The organism is Thioclava sp. F36-6, from assembly GCF_002020305.1.
In the GTDB taxonomy this organism is placed as follows: Bacteria; Pseudomonadota; Alphaproteobacteria; order Rhodobacterales; family Rhodobacteraceae; genus Thioclava; species Thioclava sediminum.
The window spans coordinates 885,410-900,332 of record NZ_MPZX01000001.1 but is presented as its reverse complement, the minus strand read 5'-3'; the positions used below and the strand labels follow the sequence as shown (position 1 = coordinate 900,332).

The window sequence follows — 14,923 nt, the reverse complement described above, 5'->3', positions numbered from 1 at the left end:
CTCCTCTTCCTCTTGGCGAAAATATCCCGGGGGCTCCCGTCAGGGAGCGGGGCAGCGCCCCTCGCCGGTCAAACCTGCGCGCAACCTACTCGGCGGCGCGCAGGAGTCCAGCCATGCAAGCGGTCTGTGCGCTACTGCGCAGCCTCCGCGGGCTGTGCATCGGGGGCGGGAATGTTGAAGACCTGCCCCGGATAGATCAGGTCGGGGTCGCGGATCTGGTCGCGGTTGGCATCGAAGACCCGCACATAGAGGAACCCGTCGCCATAGACCTCGCGTGCGATCGCCCAGAGCGTATTGCCCTTCACGATCTGCACCACTTTCACCGCGTCGCCGACCTCTCCGGTCGCGCGCACCGAAGCCGCCTGCGCACCGGTCGGATCGGCCGCGCTCGCCACGAGGATCTCGTCGGGCTGGTCGAAGCCGGTCTCGGCCCGCGCGACCACCTTGCCGGACGCATCCTGCGCGTCGATCCGCAGCTTATGCTCGCCCGTGCCCAAGCCAGGCAGGCTGAGCGACCAGCGCCCATCCGCACCCGGCTGCGCCTCGGCGACGAGCGTGTCGTCGAGATAGGCCGACAGCGTCGTGCCCTCGGGCGCGCCGCGCCCTTCGCTGCGCGCAACCTCGCCCGAGCCGAAGGAGATCGTGTCGATCACCAGATCGTCGCTTTTCGGAGCAAGGAGCCGCGCGCCATCGGCATCCGCGATGAGCGGCGCTGCCGGCGGCGTGGGTGTGGAGGGGGCCGCGTCGGTCCCGGTTGCGGCGGACGCGCCTGCGTCAGTGCCGGTCATCGCCGCACCATCTGTCGCCGAAGCCGTCGCCCCGGCGCTTCCATCTGTCGCACCATCCGCAGCCGTTCCAGAGGTCGCGCTCTCCCCTGCCGAAGCAAGCCGCTCCTGTTTCGGCTGGCCGCGCAGCACGAGCGTCTCGGCGCTGTCACGCGCGGTGCCATCCGCGCCGGTCACCCGCAGCGAGAGCGCGCGTGGGCCATCGGAAGGCGGCAGATCGAAGAGCGAGGCGAAGCTGCCGCCGCCATCGGCCAGCGTGCTCGCCACGACCTTGCCGTCGACAAGTACATCGAGCTTGGCCCCCGGCTCGGCCCGACCGGCGAGCGTCACCGAACCGTCGGGCGCGGCGCGCAGCGCATCGAATTGCACTTGGGCGAGCGGCTTGCCGTCCGGCGCCGCCTTTGCAGTGGTGCTGTCAGCCCCCATCTCAGTGCCGGTGGCGGACGCTGCAGCCGAGGCCTCAGCACCCTGACCGTCGACCGTTTCAACCAGCTTATCGGTAGGCTCCTCTGCCAGTGGAGCCGCGGCACTCGCCGCCTCTTCCGCTTCCTGAGCCACGGTTTCCACGCTTTGCTTTTGCGGTGCGGCGGTGCCGGAGGTCGTGCCCCCATCCCCCTGCTGGGCCGTTTGCGGTGCCCCGGCGGAACCGGTCGCGGCAGTCGTATCTGTCCCCGACGGTTGCGCCCCATCACGCTCCACCGGGCGCAGAACGCCCCAAAGCACCAGCCCCAAGACCACAAGGAGCAGCGCGACCGCCCCCCCTTTCACCGCCCCGAGCCCGGTGCTCTCGACTGGTTGATCCGTCACGTTTTCATTCATTTATGTCCCGCCTTCACGTCATCCCTCGGGGCCTGCCGCCTATTCTTATGTGCGGTTAGGTCACCCGGTCCCTTGAGGGAACTTAGCAACCCCGGTATCACCGCTCAATAACAATGCATTTTCGGAGACACCGTCATGACCCTTCCCCGTTCCGTCTGTGTCTATTGCGGCTCTCGTTCGGGCGCGAAGCCTGCTTATGCGGCAGCAGCGCAGGAAACCGGAGAGATGCTCGCCGCGCGCGACTGGCAGCTGGTTTACGGCGCGGGCGATGTCGGGCTGATGGGAGAGGTCGCGCGCGCGGCGCAAACCGCGGGCGGGCGCACCTTCGGCGTGATCCCCGAGCATCTCTTCCCGCGCGAGGTCGGCAAGCGCGACCTGACCACCTTCGTCGTCACCGAGACGATGCACGAGCGCAAGAAGGTGATGTTCATGAATGCCGATGCGGTGGTGGTGCTGCCGGGCGGCGCGGGCTCGCTCGACGAGCTGTTCGAAGTGCTGACATGGCGCCAGATCGGCCTGCATGAGAAGCCGATCTATCTGCTCAATATCGAAGGCTACTGGGCGCCGCTCGAGGCGCTGATCGACCATATCATCGGCGAGGGCTTCGCGGATGCGTCGCTGCGCGAGCTGGTCGTGACGGTCGATAGCGTGGCGGAGCTGGAAAGCGCGCTCGTCTCAGCTTTCGCCTAAACCGCGCTGCGTGGCGGGCTGTGCCGCAGGCTGCGGGCGGCGCATCCGCAGGTTGGCGCTGGAATAGAGCGCGAGCGCCGTCCAGATCAGCCCCAGCGCGATCGCGTGCCAGATCGTGACCGTCTCGCCGAAGGCCAGCGTCGCCACTGCGAATTGCAGGGTCGGGTTCAGATATTGCACCAGCCCCACGGTCGCCATCCGCACGCGCTGCGCCGCATAGGCGAACAGCAGCAAGGGCGTACCGGTCAGCGGGCCGGAGAAGATCAGAAGCAGCGTCGTCTTCCAGTCGCCGCCGAAATGGCCTGCACCGGGCGCATTGCCCCACCAGCCCGCGTGATAGCCCCAGAGCACAATCAGCGCGACGGGCGAGAGCAGCAGCACCTCGGCGCAGACCGAGACCATCGGCCCCGCGCGCAGCCCCTTCTTGATCAGCCCGTAAGTGCCGAACGTCGCGGCAAGGATCAGCGAGACCCAGGGCGCGACGCCCAGCCCGATCGTCAGGACGATGACCGCCGTGGCCGCCAGCGCGACCGCCATCCATTGCCGCGTGCTCAGCGCCTCGCGATAGACGATCAGCCCGAGGACGACGGCGACGAGCGGGAAGATGTAATAGCCCAGCGACGCCTGCACCGCATGGCCGAAATGGACCGACCAGATGAAGGTGAACCAGTTGGCCGAGATCATAAACGCCGCTGTCGCGATCACCAGCGTTCCGCGCCCGCGACGTTCCGCCAGCGCGACCCAAAGCTCGCCAATGCGGCCTTTCAGCCCGAGGATCACCGCGAAGAACAGGAAGGACCAGAGCGTGCGATGGGCAAGCACCTCGATCGGCGGCATCCCGTCGAGCATTTTGTAATAGAGGCCCGACAGCCCCCAGATGACGCAGGCCGTCACCATCGCCCAGAAGCCCTTGACCGCCTCGTTCATCGAAATTCCCTTCTCTCAACCGCGAGACCCTGACCGATTGGCGGGCGAAAGGAAAGGCCGCGCCTCACGGGAACCTGTGCGCTTGTCCACGCATTGGGTCTGCGTCAATTCACAGTACCGAGAGAGACCGCCAATGTCCGCTACCGACAGCCACGACCCCGACGATTTCGCCTGGGCAGTGCCCGTGATGCGCACGGGATACGGGGGGCGCGGGCTCGTCTATCTCGTCGTCGCCGGTGTCTCGCTCTGGTCGCTGTTTCATGGCGGCAGCGCCGAGGGCACCAAGCAGGTGCTGCAGAAGCTGTCGAGCGGCTGGGGGGCCGTGCTGCTGGTCGCCATCGCGCTCGGCATGGCGGCATATGCGATCTGGCGCGTGGTCGATGCGGTCTGGGACCTCGAGGCCTATGGCTCCGAGATGAAGGGCTGGTTCGCGCGGATCGGCCTCGTCGTAAGCGGCCTCGTCCATCTCGGCATCGGCGGTATCGCGGTGACGACTCTGGTCGCGCGCGCCAGCGGCGACAACGGGACGAGCAAGCTGGTCTCCACGATCCTGAGCGCACCGATGGGGCGCATCGCGCTTGGCGTCATCGGGCTGATCGTGATCGGCGCGGGTGGCTATTACCTCTATAAGGGGATCACCAAGGCCTATCTGAAGCACCTGAAAGCCAACGAGGTCACCCGGCGTGCCAATATCGTGCTGCAGGCGGGGCTTGCGGCGCAAGGCGTCGTAATCGCGATCATGGGCGGCCTGATCGTCTACGCCGCCTATAGCTACGATCCCTCCAGCGCGGGCGGCCTCGGCAAGGTGTTCGACTGGCTGCGCGGACACCCGTTCGGGCAGTTCCTGACCGGGGCGATCTGCGTGGGGCTTCTCGGGTTCGCCGTGTTCTGCTTCGTCAACGCGGTCTATCGGATCGTGCCGCGCGCCAGCGATCCCGATATCGAGACGCTCAAGCAGAGCCTCGAGAGCGACGACTGAACCGCCTCTTCCCTCCCCATCCAACGAACGCCGCGCGGGTCTCGCGCGGCGTTTTTGCGTTGTTCGGCAGACGTCCAGAGAAGCGTGGCTGGCTGAACCATCCGTGGCGCTCGGACCATCAGCGGCCCCCACTCCCCTTTTCAACCCAAATGAAAAAGCGCCGCGCGAGACCCGCACGGCGCTTTTCCTGTCATCTTGGCGAGGCCTGGCTCAGGCGGTCGCGAGCTCTTCCTTCACCAGCTTCTCGATCTCGTCACGCGGGTGGTTGGTCAGCGTCTTGTCGATCTCGGCCACCACCACGTCGGAGACTTCCTTATGCAGTGCAGAGCGGATTTCGCCCAGGACGCGCGGCGCCGCAACGATCACCAGCCGCTCGATCCGGCCCTTATGGACCATCTTGTAGAGCCGCTCGGCCAGATCGTCGGCGAAGCGCATCTTCGCCAGCTCGTGCCAGTCGGTCTCCTGGAAGGCCGAGCGATGGCCGGGACCGTCATCGGCCATGCGACCGGGGCTGTCGGTGCCCTGCTCGTGATCCGGCGGGTTCTCCTGCTCGTCGATGCGGCGCACGACGAGGTTGGGATCCTGCTCGTCCATCATGTTTTCAAGAAACAGCGCCTTCTCGCCATCCGCGATCACAACCCAGGTGCCTTTGGAAAGCTTGGTCATCACATCTTCTCCTTTTCACCGCTGTCGCGCTCGTCACCGCCCAACGGACGGGTCGCGCCTGCCGAAGTCTCATCCAGGCGTTTCTTCTCGTCGCGGGTGCCGACCTTGCGATTGAGGTTCCCGCCCGAGCTGCCTTGCCCCTGCGGCGTCTCGATATTCTCGGGCTTCTCGCCGAGGACCTCTTCGGTTTCGCGCTTGCCGTCCTTGGAACGAATACGCTCTGCCATCACATCCTCCTCTTGGTTTCTGGTAGCTGTCAAGAAAACCGATTTGGCAGGGGTGCGGTTCCTGCTTTGCAGGCTTTCCGTTCCGGCAATCATCACGGTTACAAAAACGAAAAAGGGCGCCCCGCAGGACGCCCTTCCAATTCGTATCGCGCGCGGAAATTACATGCGCGACGCGACGTTTTCCCAGTTCACCAGCTTGTCGAGGAAGTTCGACAGGTAGGCCGGGCGCTTGTTGCGGAAGTCGATGTAGTAGGAGTGCTCCCACACGTCGCAGCCCAGAAGCGCGGTCTGGCCGAAGCACAGCGGGTTCACGCCGTTCTCGGTCTTGGTCACTTTCAGCGACCCGTCGGTGTCCTTCACGAGCCATGCCCAGCCCGAGCCGAACTGGCCCGCGCCTGCGGCGGCGAAGTCTTCCTTGAACTTGTCGACCGAGCCGAAGCTTTCGGTCAGCGCCTTTTCCAGCTCGCTCGGCATCGCCGAGTTGCCCGGACCCATCATTTCCCAGAACTGGGTGTGGTTCCAATGCTGCGAGGCGTTGTTGAAGACGCCGCTCTGCGCAACCGCGTTCGGCTGGTAAGTGCCCTTCACGATCTCTTCGACCGACTTGCCTTCCCATTCGGTACCGGCAATCGCCTTGTTGCCGTTATCGACATAGGCCTTGTGGTGAATGTCGTGGTGGTATTCGAGGGTTTCCTTCGACATGCCGAGATCCGCGAGTGCGTCGTGGGCATAGGGAAGATCGGGAAGTTCAAAAGCCATGATGTCCTCTCATTAGTTCGAAGGTACGTGTGTCAAACACTAAAGAAGCGCTGGAGGTTCCGAGGTCAAGCCGTTTCCGGCCCCAAAATCCGAGAGATGCGCTCAGGTTTTTCGCCTCAGCGAGAGGGCGATCCCGCCGATCACCAGCGCCGCGGCCAGCCAGAAGCGTGCCGAAGGCGTCTCCGCTAGCAAAACCGCTCCGCCCAGCGCCGCGATCAAGGGCACGGAGAGTTGAGCGATGGCGGCGAGGCTCGCGGGGATTTGCGGCAACACGCGATACCAGAGCGCATAGCCCAGCCCCGAGGTGACCGCGCCCGAGAGGATCGCAGGCGTCCAGCCCCAGCTTGCCCCCTGCCCCCAATCGCCCGCGCCCAGCATCCAGATCAGCGCAAGCGGCGTGGCGAGTGCGAAATTGAGCGCGGTGGCGACCAGCGGATCGGTCGCGCGTCGTCCGTTGAGCGAATAGAGCCCCCAGCCGATCCCGGCGAGCGCCATCATCGCAAATCCGCGCGGGTCGATATGGGCGGCACCCGAGGCGGGCAGCAGCAGAACAGCCAGCCCCGCAAAGGCCAGCCCCGCCCCGATCCAGCGCCAGAGCGAGATCGCCTCGCGCAGCCACAGGGCGCCCGCGAACATGGTGATCTGCACCATCCCGAACAGCGTCAACGCGCCGACGCCCGCGTCGATCAGCCCGCTCGCAATGGAAAACCCGAAGATATAAAGCGCCAGCGTCGCAACCCCGGCCCCCAGCACCGCGCTCGGCAGCCGCAGCCCGCGCGCGCCTTTGGCCCGGATCGCAAGGATCATCAGCACCAGCGCCCCCGAGGCGAGCCGCACGAAGCCCGTCGCAGCCGGTCCCCACCCCGCATCATGCACCGCCATCCGGTTGAGCACCGAATTGGCCGCGAAGGCGACCATGACGAGGGCGGTGAGGGCGAAAAGGCGCATGCTCAAGTCATCGCCGCGCCAACCGGCGCTGTCCAGCCCGACCTTTGGCCGACGCGAAAACAATGGCTTCGACGCCCGGCCCTATACATCGCGGGACCGTTGCCGCACGATGCAAAGGCTAGGGATTGACACGGAGGAGCCGGATCATGGCGAAGAAAGCGAAGCTCAAAGAGCTGAAGCAGGAAGTGAAGACGCGCAAGGCCAAGGTCGAGCGTCAGGAAAAGAAGCTGAAAGCGGCGAAGAAGGCGCTCAAGAAAGCCTCGTAACCCCGCGCTCGGGCTCGGGCGCAATGAAAAAGGCCCGGATCGCTTAGATCCGGGCCTTTTTCTTGTGTCGGGCGAACCGCGGATCAGTCGCGGGTATACATGCCCTCGTAGATCGGGACGAGCGTGTCGGTCTCGAAGAGCGACGACACGGACGTGCCGGACCAGGTGTTGAGTATCGCCTGCGCGAACATCGGCGCGGTCGGCACGATGCGGATATTGGGGCAAGCTTTCACGGCGTCGGTCGGCTCGATCGAGTCGGTGATCACCAGCGATTTCAGCGCCGAATTGGTCACGCGCTCGACCGCCGGGCCCGACAGGACGCCGTGGGAGATATAGGCGTGAACCTCGGTCGCGCCGTGCTCCATCAACAGATCGGCGGCTTTGCAGAGCGTGCCCGCCGTGTCGACCATGTCGTCGACGATGATGCATTTCTGACCCTTCACGTCGCCGATCACGGTCATGCCCGCAACCTCGCCCGCCTTCTCGCGGCGCTTGTCGACGATGGAGAGCGGCGCGTCGATCCGCTTGGCCAGCTCACGCGCGCGGGCCACGCCGCCCACGTCGGGCGAGACGACCATGATATCGTCGGTCTGGCCTTTAAAGTTGTGCAGGATATCGAGCGCGAAGACCGGCGAAGCGTAAAGGTTATCCACCGGGATATCGAAGAAGCCCTGAATCTGGGCTGCATGCAGGTCGAGCGTCAGGATGCGGTCGACCCCGGCTTCGGTCAGAAGGTTCGCGACCAGCTTGGCCGAGATCGGCGTGCGGGCCTTGGTGCGGCGATCCTGACGGGCATAGCCGAAATAGGGGATCACGGCGGTGATGCGATCGGCCGAGGAGCGTTTCAGCGCGTCGGTGATGATCAGCAGTTCCATCAGGTTATCATTGGCCGGGTTCGAGGTCGGCTGAATGATGAACATATCCTCGCCGCGGACGTTCTCGAAAACCTCGACGAAGATCTCGCCATCGTTGAAGCGCTCGACCCGCGCATCCACCAAACCGACTGACATGCCGCGATGCATCGACATGCGGCGCGCGATGGATTGCGCGAGCGGTTTGTTGGAATTTCCGGAGATGAGCTTCGGTTCAGTGACGACGGACATGGGCCAGTTCCTTCGTGACGCCGATCAGTGCCGGCGGGATTCGCTTGATTGCGCCTGCCTTAGCACCGGGGTAGCGTGGCGGCAATTTCGACTGTCAAGAAAGTGTTATGAATGGCACGCATCGACTACTATTTCGGCACGTTCAGCCCCTGGGCCTACCTCGGCGGCCCGCGATTCGAAGAGATCGCGGCGCGTCATGGCGCTGACGTGACTTACAAACCGCTCGACCTTCTGGGCCTGTTCGACCGCACCGGCGGAGTGCGCCCGGCGCAGCGCCACCAAAGCCGGATGGAATACCGGATGCAGGAGCTCAAGCGCTGGTCGAAGCGGCTCGGGATGGAGATGAACACCACCCCGCCCGGCTATCCGCCGAACCCCGCACCGTCCTCCTACGCGATCATCGCGGCGCAAAAAGCCGGTGGCGGCAATGTGGGCGGTCTGGTCAACGCGATCCTGCGGGCCTGCTGGGCCGAGGATAAGGACATCGCCTCGGACGAGGTGATCCGCGCGGCGCTGGAAGCCAATGGCTTTGACGGCAATCTGGCGACCACGGGCCTCTTCGACGGCGCGGTCACCTATGAGAAGAATCTCGAGGAGGCGGTCGAGGCCGGCGTCTTCGGCTCGCCCTTCTATATCGTGACCGATACGGATGAGCGGTTCTGGGGGCAGGATCATCTGGAGCTGCTCGACGACTATCTGGGGACGCTCTGAATGCCGCGAGACCAACGACAAGGGGCCGAGGTTTTCTGGCAGAGCTTCGGTCAGGGCGAGCGTCCGGCGATCGCGATCCATTGCACGTTGGGCAGCTCGAACCTCTGGGCGAAGGCGCTGACACCGCTGGCCCAGCAGATCAACGCCATTGCCTTCGATCAGCCGAGCCACGGACAATCCGCACCTTGGCGCGGCGACACGAGCGAGCCGGGCGGCTTCCAGACGCTGGTGACGCGGATCGCGGCGAGCTTCATCGAGCGCCCCGTGGACCTGATCGGACATAGCTTTGGCGCCTCGGTCGCGTTGCGCATCGCGGTGGGCGCCCCCGAGGCCGTCCGCTCGCTGACCTTGATCGAGCCGGTGCTGTTCGCGGCGCTCCCCGAGGACGACCCGGACTGGCAGGACCTGCGCGCCAAGCAAGATCACTTCGAGCAATTGATGGAAGCGGGCGACTATGAACCGGCGGCGCGCGGCTTCATGCGCGACTGGGGAACCGGTCAGCCGTGGGACAGCTATTCCGAGACGCAACGCGAGCGCTTCACCGCCTGCATGCCGATGGTAGAGAATATCTCCCGCGCCAATTTCGAGGATCCGGCGCAGATCGTGCGGCCCGATGGGATCGAGCAGATCGACGCGCCCGCGATGATCATCCATGGCGACCGCTCGCCCGCGACGATGCCGAAAGTGGCCGAGGCGATCGCTGCGCGTCTTCCGGACGTGGGCGTGGCCTGCGTCGAGGGCGCCGGTCATATGCTGCCCGCCACCCATCCCGAGCAATGCGCGAGCCTGATCGCCGCCAATCTGGAACGTAGCTGACCTTATGGCCAAGCAATCCGCGATCTTCCGCTGTGCCGAATGCGGCGCGACGCATGCCAAATGGTCCGGGCGTTGCGACGCCTGCGGCGCATGGAACTCGATCCACGAGGAAGCGCCGATCTCGACCACGCCCGGCTCGGGGATGAAAGGCGCGAAGGGCAAGGTGATCCCGCTCACAGCGCTCGACACGAAGGAAACCCCGCCGGCCCGTGTGAAATCGGGCATGGAGGAGTTGGACCGGGTCTTGGGCGGCGGTCTCGTGGCGGCCTCTGCCGTTCTGGTCGGCGGCGATCCGGGCATCGGGAAATCGACGCTTCTGCTGCAAGCGACGGCCAGCTTCGCCCGCAAAGGCGTGAAGGCGCTCTATATCTCGGGCGAGGAAGCGGCGAGCCAGGTGCGGATGCGCGCGCAACGGCTTGGGCTTGCCGATGCGCCGGTCGGTCTGGGCGCGGAAACCTCTCTGCGCGACATCCTGACGACGCTGGAAACCGAGCGCCCCGATCTGGTGATCATCGATTCGATCCAGACGATGTGGTCGGACAATGTCGACAGCGCGCCGGGATCGGTGAGCCAGTTGCGCGCCGCCGCACACGAATTGGTGAGCTTCGCCAAAAAGCGTGGCACCGCCGTCATCCTCGTCGGCCACGTCACCAAGGAAGGCCAGATCGCCGGCCCGCGCGTGATCGAGCATATGGTCGACACGGTGCTCTATTTCGAAGGCGAGCGCGGCCACCAGTTCCGAATCCTGCGCGCGGTGAAGAACCGCTTCGGCCCGGCTTCCGAGATCGGCGTCTTCGAGATGACCGGCGCGGGTCTGGCCGAGGTCGCCAACCCCTCGGCGCTGTTCCTGTCCGAGCGCGGCCAACCCGCACCGGGCTCGGCGGTTTTCGCAGGAATCGAAGGCACGCGGCCTGTGCTGACAGAGATTCAGGCGCTGGTTGCGCCGTCCACGCTCGCCTCGCCGAGACGAACCGTGGTCGGGCTCGACAGCGGACGGATATCGACCATTCTCGCGGTGCTGGAATCGCGCTGTGGCATCCCGTTTGCGGGGCTCGACGTGTTCCTGAATGTCGCGGGCGGCATGAAAGTGGTGGAGCCAGCAGCGGACCTCGCCGCCGCCGCAGCCCTTCTCAGCGCGCGCGAAGATGTGGCACTGCCTGCCGATATGGTCATTTTCGGGGAAATCAGCCTGTCGGGCGCGCTGCGTCCCGTGGGTCAGGCGGAAAACAGGTTGAAAGAAGCGGCGAAACTTGGTTTTTCACAAGCGATCGCACCCTCGGGAACGAAAGCCGAAGGGTCGAGCGGGATGGCATTGCGCAAGCTGGGCGATCTCGTGACATTTACCGGGGAGATGTTCGGCGCCGGTTAACGCCGAGAACATAGGAGCGCAAATGGACGGGTTCACCATTGTCGATGCCATCGTGGCGGTCGTCATCATTCTTTCGGCGATCCTCGCCTATTCGCGGGGTTTCGTGCGCGAGGCGCTGGCCATCGTCGGCTGGATCGCAGCGGCGATCGTCGCCTATATCTTCGCCAACGAGGCACGCCCACTCGTTCAGCAGATTCCCGGCCTCGACAAGTTCATCGGCCAAAGCTGCGAGCTGGGCATGATCGGCGGTTTCGCGGTGGTCTTCGCCGTCGCACTGGTCGTCTTCTCGATCCTCACGCCGCTTTTCGCCTCGGCCGTGCAACGCTCGGCGCTTGGCGGGATCGACCAGGGTCTGGGCTTCCTGTTCGGCGTGCTGCGCGGTGTGGTCCTCGTGGCGGTGGCTTTCGTGGTCTATGACCGCGTGATGAGTAACGATCCCGTGCCGGTGGTCGACGACTCGCGTTCGGCCAAGGTCTTCTCGCGCGCCTCGGGCCAACTCGACGAATCGATGCCCGCCGATGCACCCGGCTGGATCGTGCAGCGTTACGAACAACTTGTGGCCGCCTGCCCCGCCCCTCCCGGCGCGGATGCCCCGGCCCGGACGGACGAACTGCCTCCGGCGACCGACAATTGATGTCAGTCACATGACGGTTTTACAGGCGCGAGGGGTTAACACCTCTCGCGTTTGTCTATAAATGGGCCAAAGCGCCCTCCCCTTGCGTCATTCGGAGCTGATGCCATGTCCTGCCCCGCCGCCCAGAAGCCCCACTACGCCCACCCTTTCGACGACGACAAACTTAAGGAAGAATGCGGCGTCTTCGGTGTTGTCGGCATTTCCGACGCCGCGAATTTCGTGGCCCTCGGTCTTCACGCCCTCCAACACCGCGGTCAGGAAGCGGGCGGCATCGTCGCCCATGACGCCGCCACCGGCTTCAACTCGGCCCACCGTTTCGGCTATGTCCGCGACAACTTCACCAAGTCGAGCCTGATGGAAACGCTGCCGGGCGATGTCGCCATCGGCCATGTTCGTTACTCCACCGCCGGCTCCAAAGGTGCGGTGATCCGCGACATCCAGCCCTTCTTCGGCGAGTTCTCGATGGGCGGCTGCGCGGTCGCCCATAACGGCAACCTGACCAATGCCGACGCGCTGCGCCGCGAGCTGATCGAACGCGGCGCGATCTTCCAGTCGTCGTCGGACAGCGAATGCATCATCCACCTGATGGCGCGCTCGATCCAGCGCAAGCATGCCGACCGGATCGCCGATGCGCTGCGCCGCGTGGAAGGCGCCTTCTCGATCGTCGCGATGACGCGGACCAAGCTGATCGGTGTGCGCGACCCGCTGGGCGTGCGCCCGCTGGTGCTGGGCAAGCTTGGCGAGCATGGCTATGTGCTGAGCTCGGAGACCTGCGCGCTCGACATCATCGGCGCGGATTTCGTCCGTGAGATCGATCCGGGCGAGATGGTCGTCATCCAGGACGGCCATATCGAGAGCTCGCGCCCCTTCGGCCCCTCCACCGGCCGCTTCTGCATCTTCGAACATGTCTATTTCTCGCGCCCCGACAGCATGATCGGCGGCCGCTCGGTCTACGAGACCCGCCGCGCGATCGGCGTCGAGCTGGCCCGCGAGGCCCCGGTCGAGGCCGATCTGGTCTGCCCGGTGCCCGACAGCGGCACCCCGGCGGCGATCGGCTACAGTCAGGAAAGCGGCATCCCCTTCGCGCTCGGGATCACGCGCAACCAGTATATGGGCCGCACCTTCATCGAGCCGACCGAGCAGATCCGCAACATGGGCGTGCGCCTCAAGCTCAACGTCAACAAGTCGCTCATTCGCGGCAAGCGCGTGGTCCTTGTCGACGACTCGGTGGTGCGCGGCACCACCTCGCGCAAGATCAAGGACATGATCCTCGATGCGGGCGCGAAGTCGGTGCATTTCCGTATCGCCTCGCCGCCGACCGCATGGCCGTGCTTCTACGGCGTCGACACGCCCAACCGCGACAAGCTGCTAGCAGCGCAGATGACCGAAGAAGAGATGCGCGACTGGGTTGGCGTGGACAGCCTGAAATTCATTTCGCTCGACGGGCTGTATCGCGCCGTGGGCGAGGCCGAGGGCCGCGACAATTCCTGCCCGCAATATTGCGATGCCTGCTTCTCGGGCGAGTATCCGATCACGCCGTCGGATCAGCTGGAAAAGGGTTTCGAGATGAAGGCGGCCGAGTAAGCGCGCGACGCTTCAGGTTTCCCGAATGAACGAACAAGGGCCGCCGCGCTGATCCGCGTTGCGGCCCTTATTCTTGGCGGCAGGCCCTGAGCAGCGGTTGCACTTCGCCATCCTCGGCGATCCAGTCGAGCATCGCCTGCGCGCCGCGCGTCCACCACACATAGCCGGCTTCGCCCTCGCCATCCGCGGCATATTTCGCACCATCGGCCGAGCGGATATGGCTCATCACAACCTGCCGCCCCTGTAGAAACACGACGACGCGCTGCGGATCGGTGTCGTTGAGATAGGCCGCATGCACTTCCGCGCCGCGCTCGCAATGATAGGTGGCGTTCACCACCGCCGAGGGGCCGTCGCCGACAATCGAATTGAGAGGCTCCAACCGTTCGACCGATCCGTCATCCGGGGCCGTGCCCTGCACCGCGTCCTGCGCCGCGACCGGTCCCGCCAGCGCGACACTTGCGAGCGCCGCGCCAAACAGCGCCCGCCTCACGCGTCGTCCTCGACCCGGTCGGCAAGCGACTCCGCGCGCGCGGCGATCTCGGCCAGCGTTTCGGTCACTTCGGGCGGCATGATCGGCACTTCGACATGCGCCGGGTTCGACTGCAACTCGTCGATCTTCGCCTGCAATTCGCCCAAACGGTTCATCGCGTCGCGCAGCTGATCCTCGATGCCCGCCGCCTTGTCGGCCAGCATCAGCCCCGACATCAGCAGCATCCGGTTCTCGGGCACGCGGCCGATCTGACCCAGAAGCACCTGCGCCTCGCTGTCGAGCATCCCGGCGGCAGAGCGCAGGAAATGTTCTTCACCTTCTTGGCAGGCGACCTGAAAATCGCGGCCACCGATGGAAATCGTCACCTCAGGCATCGGTCTCCTCCTCGCGGTTCGCCGCTTCGATGATCGGGTCGAGACCCGCGATGATCTGCTCCAGCTCGGCGCTCTCGCCGTCGCGCGCGGCGCGCAGGCTTTGCAGCTCGGCCATCAGCGCCTCCTCGGAGAAGGCCACGCCCTCGTCCATCAGCTTGCGATTGGCCGCGACCAGCGCTGCGTTGGCTTGCTTGAGGGCTGCGACTTCCTTGAAAGCGGCTTCCTGCGCGCGCACGGCCGCGCCGTATTTGCGCTCCATCGCGCCCAGCGTGGTGTCCTGTTTCTCGCGGATCGCGCGGACGCGTTCGGAGAGTTGCGCATTGGCCTCCTGCTCGGCGGCGAGCGCGGCTTTCAGCTCGGCCACTTCGGCGGGATCGGCAATTGCTTCGGGCGGGGCCTCCGGCACGGGGGGTAGCTCCGCCTCGGCGGGCGGCTCGGTCTCCGGCTCGGGCTGGTGCGTGGCATCCTGTGCAGCTTGCGCCTGCAATGCTTCGCGCTGCTTGAGCGCTTCGACCCCGCGCCCGATCCGCTCTAGCGCGAAAGCGATGCGGCGTTCGTATTCGGCTATGTCACTCATACGCGCCTCCTCGTCCTCATGTTTTTCGCTTGCCATGACCGAATCGCGGCCGACTGCGAGTTTCGTTAAGTCTAACCTTTTGCGACAGGGCAAGCCCACCCTTTTGCCCCAAGCACTTGTGGGCCGCGCTTGATCTTGGGCCGATCCCTGCTATCAGGGGCGCGGACCCATCCAACTGCTGCCCTGCGAAAGGACGTTT

General features: G+C 65.2%; 17 protein-coding genes. 7 read left to right on the top strand and 10 right to left on the bottom strand.

What is annotated here, in order from left to right:
- Window positions 1-131: 131 nt before the first annotated feature.
- Window positions 132-1,592, bottom strand: coding sequence for a LysM peptidoglycan-binding domain-containing protein (locus BMI88_RS04315; protein ID WP_168173938.1), 1,461 nt, complete (start codon window positions 1,590-1,592; stop codon window positions 132-134).
- A 147-nt stretch (window positions 1,593-1,739) separates the two neighbouring features.
- Here BMI88_RS04315 and BMI88_RS04310 point away from each other — a divergent pair, with 147 nt between their 5' ends.
- Complete coding sequence (locus BMI88_RS04310) at window positions 1,740-2,294, top strand: TIGR00730 family Rossman fold protein (RefSeq protein WP_078519596.1); 555 nt, start codon at window positions 1,740-1,742, stop codon at window positions 2,292-2,294.
- Here the strand turns inward: BMI88_RS04310 and rarD are convergent.
- A complete protein-coding gene (rarD, locus tag BMI88_RS04305) occupies window positions 2,280-3,221 on the bottom strand; it encodes an EamA family transporter RarD (RefSeq protein WP_078546356.1) in 942 nt (313 codons plus the stop codon). The two genes, BMI88_RS04310 and rarD, sit on opposite strands and share 15 nt — an antisense overlap.
- A 133-nt stretch (window positions 3,222-3,354) precedes the next feature.
- On the opposite strand from rarD, the gene BMI88_RS04300 reads away from it, so the two are divergent.
- Window positions 3,355-4,200 (top strand): DUF1206 domain-containing protein, encoded by an 846-nt coding sequence (locus BMI88_RS04300; protein ID WP_078546354.1) that lies wholly within the window; start codon window positions 3,355-3,357, stop codon window positions 4,198-4,200.
- 210 nt (window positions 4,201-4,410) lie between these two features.
- On the opposite strand, the gene BMI88_RS04295 is transcribed toward BMI88_RS04300, so the two are convergent.
- The 5 genes from BMI88_RS04295 to BMI88_RS04275 all read right to left on the bottom strand — a co-directional run bounded on the left by BMI88_RS04295 (window position 4,411) and on the right by BMI88_RS04275 (window position 8,169).
- Entirely contained in the window at window positions 4,411-4,866 is a 456-nt protein-coding gene (locus BMI88_RS04295) for a host attachment family protein (RefSeq protein WP_078519599.1), read from the bottom strand.
- Entirely contained in the window at window positions 4,866-5,093 is a 228-nt protein-coding gene (locus BMI88_RS04290) for a hypothetical protein (protein WP_078546353.1), read from the bottom strand. Before BMI88_RS04290 ends, BMI88_RS04295 begins: the two co-directional genes overlap by 1 nt.
- Window positions 5,094-5,252: 159 nt before the next feature.
- Window positions 5,253-5,852 (bottom strand): superoxide dismutase, encoded by a 600-nt coding sequence (locus BMI88_RS04285; protein WP_078546351.1) that lies wholly within the window; start codon window positions 5,850-5,852, stop codon window positions 5,253-5,255.
- A gap of 102 nt (window positions 5,853-5,954) precedes the next feature.
- A complete protein-coding gene (locus BMI88_RS04280; RefSeq protein ID WP_078546349.1) occupies window positions 5,955-6,800 on the bottom strand; it encodes a DMT family transporter in 846 nt (281 codons plus the stop codon).
- Between the two features lie 349 nt (window positions 6,801-7,149).
- Window positions 7,150-8,169 carry a ribose-phosphate pyrophosphokinase gene (locus BMI88_RS04275; RefSeq protein WP_078519603.1) on the bottom strand — a complete coding sequence of 340 codons (1,020 nt, stop codon included), beginning with the start codon at window positions 8,167-8,169 and terminating at the stop codon, window positions 7,150-7,152.
- Between the two features lie 111 nt (window positions 8,170-8,280).
- Between BMI88_RS04275 and BMI88_RS04270 the strand changes: the two genes are divergently transcribed.
- From BMI88_RS04270 to purF, 5 genes are all read left to right on the top strand, one after another.
- Entirely contained in the window at window positions 8,281-8,880 is a 600-nt protein-coding gene (locus BMI88_RS04270; RefSeq protein ID WP_078546347.1) for a 2-hydroxychromene-2-carboxylate isomerase, read from the top strand.
- Window positions 8,881-9,696, top strand: coding sequence for an alpha/beta hydrolase (locus BMI88_RS04265; protein ID WP_078546345.1), 816 nt, complete (start codon window positions 8,881-8,883; stop codon window positions 9,694-9,696).
- Window positions 9,697-9,700: 4 nt separating this feature from the next.
- Window positions 9,701-11,065: a DNA repair protein RadA gene (gene radA, locus BMI88_RS04260; RefSeq protein WP_078539678.1), complete on the top strand. Its 1,365-nt coding sequence runs from the start codon at window positions 9,701-9,703 to the stop codon at window positions 11,063-11,065.
- 22 nt (window positions 11,066-11,087) lie between these two features.
- Window positions 11,088-11,699: a CvpA family protein gene (locus tag BMI88_RS04255; RefSeq protein ID WP_078519607.1), complete on the top strand. Its 612-nt coding sequence runs from the start codon at window positions 11,088-11,090 to the stop codon at window positions 11,697-11,699.
- 105 nt (window positions 11,700-11,804) lie between these two features.
- Window positions 11,805-13,283, top strand: a complete 1,479-nt coding sequence (purF, locus tag BMI88_RS04250; protein ID WP_078546343.1) for an amidophosphoribosyltransferase — start codon at window positions 11,805-11,807, stop codon at window positions 13,281-13,283.
- 67 nt (window positions 13,284-13,350) lie between these two features.
- On the opposite strand, the gene BMI88_RS04245 is transcribed toward purF, so the two are convergent.
- From BMI88_RS04245 to BMI88_RS04235, 3 genes are read right to left on the bottom strand one after another with little or no spacing between them, the layout of a single operon-like run.
- Window positions 13,351-13,773, bottom strand: a complete 423-nt coding sequence (locus BMI88_RS04245) for an MliC family protein (protein WP_078546341.1) — start codon at window positions 13,771-13,773, stop codon at window positions 13,351-13,353.
- Entirely contained in the window at window positions 13,770-14,147 is a 378-nt protein-coding gene (locus BMI88_RS04240) for a cell division protein ZapA (protein ID WP_078546339.1), read from the bottom strand. Before BMI88_RS04240 ends, BMI88_RS04245 begins: the two co-directional genes overlap by 4 nt.
- Window positions 14,140-14,724, bottom strand: a complete 585-nt coding sequence (locus BMI88_RS04235; RefSeq protein ID WP_146673467.1) for a hypothetical protein — start codon at window positions 14,722-14,724, stop codon at window positions 14,140-14,142. Before BMI88_RS04235 ends, BMI88_RS04240 begins: the two co-directional genes overlap by 8 nt.
- Between the last annotated feature and the right edge of the window lie 199 nt (window positions 14,725-14,923).